Origin of the sequence: Pseudomonas agronomica (genome assembly GCF_025917275.1) — a bacterium.
GTDB classification, from domain to species: domain Bacteria; phylum Pseudomonadota; class Gammaproteobacteria; order Pseudomonadales; family Pseudomonadaceae; genus Aquipseudomonas; species Aquipseudomonas agronomica.
In genome coordinates, this window is record NZ_JAOSHO010000246.1 from 1 (window position 1) to 7,523 (window position 7,523).

A 7,523-nucleotide genomic window follows, 5' to 3' on the forward strand; every position below is an offset into this window, starting at 1 on the left:
TCGCGAGCAAGCTCGCTCCCACAGGAGTCTTGCAGCGGCTGAAAAATCGAAGACCGCCGCAGATGCAATGCGGGCCAGGGTGTTCGTTTAGTTTTTTTCTGTGTATCGACCCTTTGGTCGAACCGTTTATTTCAAGTTAAGGAGTGACACCATGCTGGTGATGCGCCCCGCGCAAATGGCTGATCTGGGCGAGGTACAGCGTCTGGCTGCGGACAGCCCGATCGGTGTCACTTCCTTGCCGGATGACGTGGAACGCCTGAGCGACAAGATCGCCGCAAGCGAAGCCTCGTTCGCCGCCGAAGTCAGTTTCAACGGTGAAGAGAGCTATTTCTTCGTCCTCGAAGACACCGCCACCGGCAAGCTGGTGGGCTGTTCGGCCATCGTTGCGTCGGCGGGGTATTCCGAGCCGTTCTACAGCTTTCGCAACGAGACCTTCGTCCATGCGTCCCGCGAACTGAAGATCCATAACAAGATCCACGTTCTTTCCCAATGCCACGACCTGACCGGCAACAGCCTGTTGACGAGTTTCTACGTGGTGCCGGAACTGGTCGGGTCGCCCTGGGCCGAACTCAACTCCCGTGGGCGCCTGCTGTTCGTCGCCAGCCATCCGGAGCGCTTCGCCGATTCGGTGGTGACCGAGATCGTTGGCTACAGCGATGAAAATGGTGACTCGCCGTTCTGGGACGCCATCGGTCGCAACTTCTTCGACCTCAACTACGCCGCCGCCGAGCGTCTGTGCGGGCTGAAAAGCCGGACCTTCCTCGCCGAGCTGATGCCGCATTACCCGATCTACGTGCCGCTGTTGCCCGATGCCGCCCAGGAAGCCATGGGCCAGGTCCACCCACGTGCACAGATCACGTTCGACATCCTGATGCGCGAGGGTTTCGAGACCGATCACTACATCGACATCTTTGACGGCGGCCCGACCTTGCATGCCCGCGTCTCGGGGATCCGCTCGATCGCCCAGAGCCGCGTGGTGCCGGTCAAGATCGGCGAAGCCGTCAAGGGCGCCGGTCGCCAATACCTGGTGGCCAACGCCCAATTGCAGGACTACCGCGCCGTGCTGCTCGACCTCGACTACGCGCCAGGCAAGCCTGTGACGCTGGACATGGAAGCAGCCGAAGCCCTGGGTGTTGGCGAAGGCGCCAGCGTGCGCCTGGTGGCGGTTTAACAGCAGTGTTTCGCGGGTGGCGTGAGCGGCCCGTCTGAGGAGATAGCATGATCGTTCGTCCCGTACGCAGCAGCGATTTACCCGCTCTGATCGCCCTGGCCCGCAGCACCGGCACCGGCCTGACCACCTTGCCGGCCAACGAAGAGCGCCTGGCCCATCGGGTTGGCTGGGCCGAGAAGACGTTTCGCGGCGAAGCCGGGCGTGGTGACGCGGACTACCTGTTCGTGCTCGAGGACGATGACGGTCGCGTGGTGGGCATTTCCGCCATCGCCGGCGCCGTGGGCCTGCGTGAGCCTTGGTACAACTTCCGGGTTGGCCTGACGGTCAGTGCTTCCCAGGAACTGAACATCTATCGGGAAATCCCGACGTTGTTCCTGGCCAACGACCTGACGGGCAATTCCGAGCTGTGCTCGTTGTTCCTCCATGCCGACTACCGTAATGGCCTCAATGGCCGGATGTTGGCCAAGGCGCGGATGCTGTTCATCGCCGAGTTCCCGCAGCTGTTCGGCAACAAGATCATCGCCGAAATGCGCGGCATGTCCGACGAAAATGGCCGCTCGCCGTTCTGGGAAAGCCTGGGCCGGCATTTCTTCAAGATGGAATTCAGCCAGGCCGATTACCTGACCGGCGTGGGCAACAAGGCGTTCATCGCCGAACTGATGCCCAAGTTTCCGCTGTACACCTGCTTCCTGTCGGAGGACGCCCGGGCCGTGATTGGCCAGGTTCATCCCGACACCGAACCGGCGCTGTCGATGCTCAAGAGCGAAGGCTTCAGCTACCAGGGCTACGTCGACATCTTCGATGCCGGCCCGGCCGTCGAATGCGAGACCGGCAAGATCCGCGCGATCCGCGAAAGCCAGGCGCTGGTGCTGGCCATCGGCACGCCGGGCGATGACGCCACGCCGTTCCTCATTCATAACCGCAAATGCCAGGACTGCCGCATCACGGCGGCGCCGGCGCGCTTTGCCGCGGGCACTCTGGTGGTCGATCCGCTGACCGCCAAACGTCTTCAACTCAACGCTGGCGACCAGGTGCGTGCCGTGGCGTTGTCCGCTGCTCGGGAGTCGAAATAATGAAATCGTTGTACATCGCTGGAAGTTGGCTGGAAGGCCAGGGCGACGCCTTTGAGTCGTTGAACCCGGTGACCCAGCAAGTGCTGTGGTCTGGAAGAGGCGCCACGGCGGCCCAGGTAGAATCCGCCGTGCAAGCGGCGCGCCAGGCGTTCCCGGACTGGGCGCGGCGTCCGCTGGACGAACGTATCCAGGTGCTCGAAGCGTTTGCCGGCACCCTGAAGACTCACGCTGACGAATTGGCCCGCTGCATCGGTGAAGAAACCGGCAAGCCCCTGTGGGAAGCGGCCACCGAAGTCACCAGCATGATCAACAAGGTCGCCATTTCGGTGCAGAGCTACCGCGAGCGTACCGGCGAAAAGAGTGGTCCCCTGGGCGACGCCACCGCCGTGCTGCGCCACAAGCCCCACGGCGTGGTGGCGGTGTTCGGCCCTTACAACTTCCCAGGTCATCTGCCCAACGGCCACATTGTGCCGGCGCTGCTGGCGGGTAACTGCGTGTTGTTCAAGCCCAGCGAGCTGACGCCGAAAGTCGCCGAGCTGACGGTCAAATGCTGGGCCGAAGCCGGCCTGCCGGCGGGCGTGCTGAACCTGCTGCAAGGCGCGCGGGAAACCGGTATCGCCCTGGCGGCGGAGCCAGGCATCGACGGGCTGTTCTTCACCGGGTCCAGCCGTACCGGCAACCTGCTGCACCAACAATTCTCCGGTCGTCCGGACAAGATCCTCGCGCTGGAGATGGGCGGCAACAATCCGCTGGTGGTGGATGAGGTGGCCGACGTCGAGGCGGCGGTGTACACCATCATCCAGTCTGCGTTCATCTCCGCCGGCCAGCGCTGCACGTGCGCACGCCGCCTGCTGGTGCCGGAAGGCCAGTGGGGCGATGCCTTGCTGGCGCGCCTGGTGCAGGTCAGCTCGACCATTGAGGTTGGGCCGTTTGACCAGCAACCGGCGCCGTTCATGGGCTCGGTGGTTTCCCTGGCCGCTGCGAAGGCCTTGATGGATGCGCAGAATCATTTGTTGGGCAAGGGCGCCGTGCCGCTGCTGGCCATGACCCAGCCACAACCCCAGGCGGCGTTGTTGACGCCGGGGATCCTTGATGTCACCGCCGTGGCCGAGCGCCCCGACGAGGAATTGTTCGGGCCGTTGCTGCAGGTCATCCGCTACAAGGATTTCCCAGGCGCCATCGCCGAAGCCAACAACACCCAATACGGCCTGGCTGCCGGGTTGCTCTCGGATTCCCAGGAACGCTATGAGCAGTTCTGGCTGCAAAGCCGTGCCGGTATCGTCAACTGGAACAAACAACTGACCGGCGCCGCCAGCAGCGCGCCGTTCGGCGGTGTCGGCGCCTCGGGCAACCACCGCGCCAGCGCTTATTACGCGGCGGATTATTGCGCGTATCCGGTGGCTTCGTTGGAGACGCCGAGCCTGGTCATGCCGGCGAGCCTGACGCCTGGCGTAAAAATGGTTTAAGCCCTAATCGCGAGCAAGCTCGCTCCCACAGGGTCTTGCACTGTCCTTGTGGGAGCGAGCTTGCTCGCGATAGCCGCGACGCGGCTGTTACTCGATGCCTATAAAAAACAGATTCTCGTGGAGCCTCGCTGATGAAATCCTATGAAGTCAACTTTGACGGTCTAGTGGGGCCGACCCATAACTACGGCGGGCTCTCGTACGGCAACGTCGCCTCCCAGAGCAACAGCCAGCAATGCTCCAACCCCAAGGAAGCCGCGTTGCAGGGCCTGGCGAAAATGAAAGCGCTGATGGAGATGGGCTTCCAGCAAGGTGTGCTGGCGCCGCAGGAGCGTCCGGACGTGGCGGCCTTGCGCCGCTTGGGTTTTGCCGGCAGTGACGCGCAGGTCATCCAGCAGGCCGCGAAAGAAGCGATGCCGCTGCTGGTCGCCAGTTGCTCGGCTTCGAGCATGTGGGTCGCCAACGCCGCCACCGTCAGCCCGAGCGCCGACACGGCTGACGGCCGCGTGCATTTCACCGCCGCCAACCTCAACTGCAAATACCACCGCAGCATCGAGCACCCGACCACCAGTCGCGTGTTGGGGGCGATGTTCGCCAACCAGCAACACTTCGCGCACCACGCCGCGCTGCCAGCCGTGGCGCAGTTCGGCGACGAAGGTGCAGCCAACCACACGCGTTTCTGCCGCGCGTATGGCGAGGCTGGCGTCGAGTTCTTCGTGTTCGGCCGCAGTGCGTTCGACAGTCGTTTCCCGTCGCCACAGAAGTACCCGGCGCGCCAGACCCTCGAAGCCTCCCGCGCCGTTGCGCGCCTGCATGGCTTGAGTGAGGAGGGCGTCGTATACGCCCAGCAGAACCCGGCGGTGATCGACCAGGGCGTTTTCCACAACGACGTGATCGCGGTGGGCAACGGCGAGGTGCTGTTCTACCACGAGGATGCGTTCCTCGAGACCGAGAAGATGCTGGCCGAGCTGAGCGACAAACTCGCCAAGGTCGGTGGGAAATTTCAATCGGTGTGCGTACCGCGTTCCGCGGTCACCGTCGATGACGCGGTACGTTCCTACCTGTTCAACAGCCAATTGCTGTCGCGTCCCGACGGCACGATGCTGTTGATCGTCCCGGAAGAATGCCGTGGCAACGAACGCGTCTGGCAATATCTGCAAGGCCTGACGGGCTCTGGCGGCGTCATTCGCGAAGTGAAGGTCTTCGACCTCAAGCAGAGCATGCAGAACGGCGGCGGCCCGGCTTGCCTGCGGTTGCGCGTGGCGCTGAACGAAACCGAGCTGGCGGCCGTCAACCCAGGGGTTATCATGACCGCGCCGCTGTACGATTCGCTGACCCGATGGGTCGAGACTCACTACCGCGACCGCATGACCGAAAATGACCTGGCGGACCCGCAATTGTTGCTGGAATGCCGGTCGGCCCTGGATGAGCTGACACAAATCCTTAAACTTGGCTCGGTCTATCCTTTCCAGATCAATTGAAAGCGCGCGCGACCTGACTACAGTCAAAGCAGGGCGCGTTGCCTTATCCCCAGACGAGAATGTAAAAACATGAGCGATACCCTGCAGCTGATCCTTGAAGACACCGACGGCACGCAACTGGAAACCTCCTGCACCCGCGTCGCGGTGATGTGGCAGGGCAAGGAGCTGTGGATCCAGCAGGACGGCCGCGGCCAACTGCTGATCGGCGTCGATGTCGAGGAAGGGGACGAGGAATACGCCAACCTGCTGTTGCGCCCATTGGCGACCAACCTGGTCAGCCTGCAGCTGGAAATGGAGCCGGCTGACATGAGCGATGACGACCATGTCCATGGCCCGGATTGCGGCCACGACCATTAAGGAAATCGCACTATGCTCGCCCTCGGCAAACTGCTTGAACTGACCCTCGCCGGCCGTGAACCGGCGGAGAAGACTCAACTGACTGTCGAAGGCGTACGGATGCGCTGGTTGAGCGAGGGCGCGCTGGAGGTCAAGCCGCCCGAGGCACGGGATAACGGCCTGGACCTGCTGCTGTCGGCCGGTATCCACGGTAACGAAACCGCGCCGATCGAATTGCTTGATCGCCTGCTGCATGACATTGCCCGTGGCGACCTGAAGCCACGGGCACGCATTCTGTTCCTGTTCGGCAATCCCGAGGCGATCCGTCGCGGCGAGCGTTTTGTCGAGCAGGACGTCAATCGCCTGTTCAATGGTCGCCATGAGCTGAGCGGCGGCCCCGAGGCGTTGCGCGCCTGTGAGCTGGAACGGCTGGCCGCGAGTTTCTTCAGCGTGCCGGACCGCAGCCGCTTGCATTACGACCTGCACACCGCCATTCGCGGTTCGAAGATCGAGCAATTCGCCCTGTATCCGTGGAAAGAAGGTCGCCAGCATTCACGTCGTGAACTGGCCCGTCTGCGTGCGGCGGGCATGGAGGCGGTGCTGCTGCAGAACAAGCCGTCCATCGTGTTCAGCGCTTATACCTACGATCAGCTCGGTGCCGAGGCCTTCACCCTGGAGTTGGGCAAGGCCCGGCCATTCGGCCAGAACGACGGCGTCAATGTCAGCCTGCTGGAAACGCGCCTGCAACAGATCATCGAAGGCAACGAGCCGGAGATGGAAGACAGCCTCGACGGCCTGCAGCTATTCAGCGTCGCGCGCGAAGTCATCAAGCACAGCGACAGCTTCCGCCTGAACCTGCCGGCGGACATCGAGAACTTCTCGGTGCTTGAAAAAGGCTACGTGCTGGCCGAAGACATCGCCCATACGCGCTGGGTGATCGAAGAAGAGGGCGCGCGGATCATCTTCCCGAACCCCAAGGTCAAGAATGGCTTGCGGGCGGGGATTCTGATCGTGCCGGCGACGGATGAAGGTTTGGCCTGACCCAAGTCTCACGCACGCCGCTGACCCCCTGTGGGAGCGAGCTTGCTCGCGATAGCGGTGCTCCAGCCGACATCCTTGTTGGCTGACACTCAGCTATCGCGAGCAAGCTCGCTCCCACAGGTTTTTTTGCAGCTTTTAGACCGCTACCGCCCGCTGCTCACTGCGGCGCAGTGCCCGGGTCTTGTGCAGCGTATCGGCGCAGGTCTTCGCCGCTTCCTGGCCCTTGTGCACGAAATGCTCGAAGAAGAACTTCTGATGTTCTTCCCCAGCATGGAAGTGATGCGGTGTCAGCACGACCGAGAACACCGGCACTTCGGTTTCCAACTGGACCTGCATCAGGCCGCTGATCACCGATTGGGCGACGAACTCGTGGCGGTAGATGCCGCCGTCTACTACCAGCCCGGCCGCGACGATGCCGGCGTAGCGGCCGGATTTGGCCAGCAGCTTGGCGTGCAGCGGAATCTCAAAGGCGCCGCCGACTTCGAAGAAGTCGATGTCACTTTCCTGATAGCCCTGGCTGATCATCTCGGCGACGAAGCCTTTGCGGCTCTGGTCGACGATTTCCTTGTGCCAGCAGGCCTGGATGAACGCGACGCGCTCGCCCGGATGGTTTTTGGTCTTGCTGTCGATTGCGGTGGGTTGCATGTTCTGGTTCCTGTTTGTGTGAAAAACAGGGCGTCATGAATCGAAGGGGATTCGAGGGTACGCCGCGCACAGAGTCGCAGTCGGCCCTTGGGTGTCAATCCCGTTCTCTCTTCATCCGGACTATGACCGTCGGCCCCGGGATCACACCGGGTCTGCTGACCTTGTCGCTGCACCGCAAAAGCCGTGTAGTGCCAAGCGCTCGCGGGCTATGCGCATTGCGCGCAATTACCGCCGGTGGGGAGTTGCACCCCGCCCTGAGAACGTTTTGCCGACACATTTTGTGACGGCGGACGATTTTTAACACATAACCCCT

At 62.5% G+C, this 7,523-nt stretch carries 7 protein-coding genes and 1 riboswitch; of the genes, 6 read left to right on the forward strand and 1 reads right to left on the reverse strand.

The window, feature by feature from the left end; genetic code table 11:
- Positions 1-151 precede the first annotated feature (151 nt).
- The 6 genes from aruF (at position 152) to astE (ending at position 6,565) form a co-directional block, all read left to right on the forward strand.
- Entirely contained in the window at positions 152-1,171 is a 1,020-nt protein-coding gene (aruF, locus tag OC610_RS17060) for an arginine/ornithine succinyltransferase subunit alpha (protein WP_030142456.1), read from the forward strand.
- Between the two features lie 47 nt (positions 1,172-1,218).
- Positions 1,219-2,244 carry an arginine N-succinyltransferase gene (gene astA, locus OC610_RS17065; protein ID WP_264429260.1) on the forward strand — a complete coding sequence of 342 codons (1,026 nt, stop codon included), beginning with the start codon at positions 1,219-1,221 and terminating at the stop codon, positions 2,242-2,244.
- Entirely contained in the window at positions 2,241-3,710 is a 1,470-nt protein-coding gene (gene astD / locus OC610_RS17070) for a succinylglutamate-semialdehyde dehydrogenase (protein ID WP_264429263.1), read from the forward strand. The genes astA and astD overlap by 4 nt, the downstream gene beginning before the upstream one ends.
- Positions 3,711-3,841: 131 nt before the next feature.
- The gene (astB, locus tag OC610_RS17075; protein WP_264429261.1) at positions 3,842-5,188 is read left to right on the forward strand and encodes an N-succinylarginine dihydrolase; all 1,347 of its coding nucleotides are present in this window, start codon (positions 3,842-3,844) and stop codon (positions 5,186-5,188) included.
- A gap of 69 nt (positions 5,189-5,257) precedes the next feature.
- On the forward strand, positions 5,258-5,545 hold the full coding sequence (locus OC610_RS17080) for a hypothetical protein (protein ID WP_030142452.1): 288 nt from the start codon (positions 5,258-5,260) through the stop codon (positions 5,543-5,545).
- 12 nt (positions 5,546-5,557) lie between these two features.
- Entirely contained in the window at positions 5,558-6,565 is a 1,008-nt protein-coding gene (gene astE, locus OC610_RS17085; RefSeq protein WP_264429262.1) for a succinylglutamate desuccinylase, read from the forward strand.
- A gap of 135 nt (positions 6,566-6,700) precedes the next feature.
- On the opposite strand, the gene OC610_RS17090 is transcribed toward astE, so the two are convergent.
- Positions 6,701-7,210, reverse strand: coding sequence for a 6,7-dimethyl-8-ribityllumazine synthase (locus OC610_RS17090; protein WP_030142450.1), 510 nt, complete (start codon positions 7,208-7,210; stop codon positions 6,701-6,703).
- Between the two features lie 98 nt (positions 7,211-7,308).
- Positions 7,309-7,476, reverse strand: a riboswitch (FMN riboswitch).
- Positions 7,477-7,523: the final 47 nt, after the last annotated feature.

Excerpts from the sequence above, each read along its gene's own strand:
- aruF (WP_030142456.1), top strand. The coding sequence starts at position 152 with ATGCTGGTGATGCGCCCCGCGCAAATGGCTGATCTGGGCGAGGTACAG.
- astA (WP_264429260.1), top strand. The coding sequence starts at position 1,219 with ATGATCGTTCGTCCCGTACGCAGCAGCGATTTACCCGCTCTGATCGCC.
- OC610_RS17080 (WP_030142452.1), top strand. The coding sequence starts at position 5,258 with ATGAGCGATACCCTGCAGCTGATCCTTGAAGACACCGACGGCACGCAA.
- astB (WP_264429261.1), top strand. The coding sequence starts at position 3,842 with ATGAAATCCTATGAAGTCAACTTTGACGGTCTAGTGGGGCCGACCCAT.
- astE (WP_264429262.1), top strand. The coding sequence starts at position 5,558 with ATGCTCGCCCTCGGCAAACTGCTTGAACTGACCCTCGCCGGCCGTGAA.
- OC610_RS17090 (WP_030142450.1), bottom strand. The coding sequence starts at position 7,210 with ATGCAACCCACCGCAATCGACAGCAAGACCAAAAACCATCCGGGCGAG.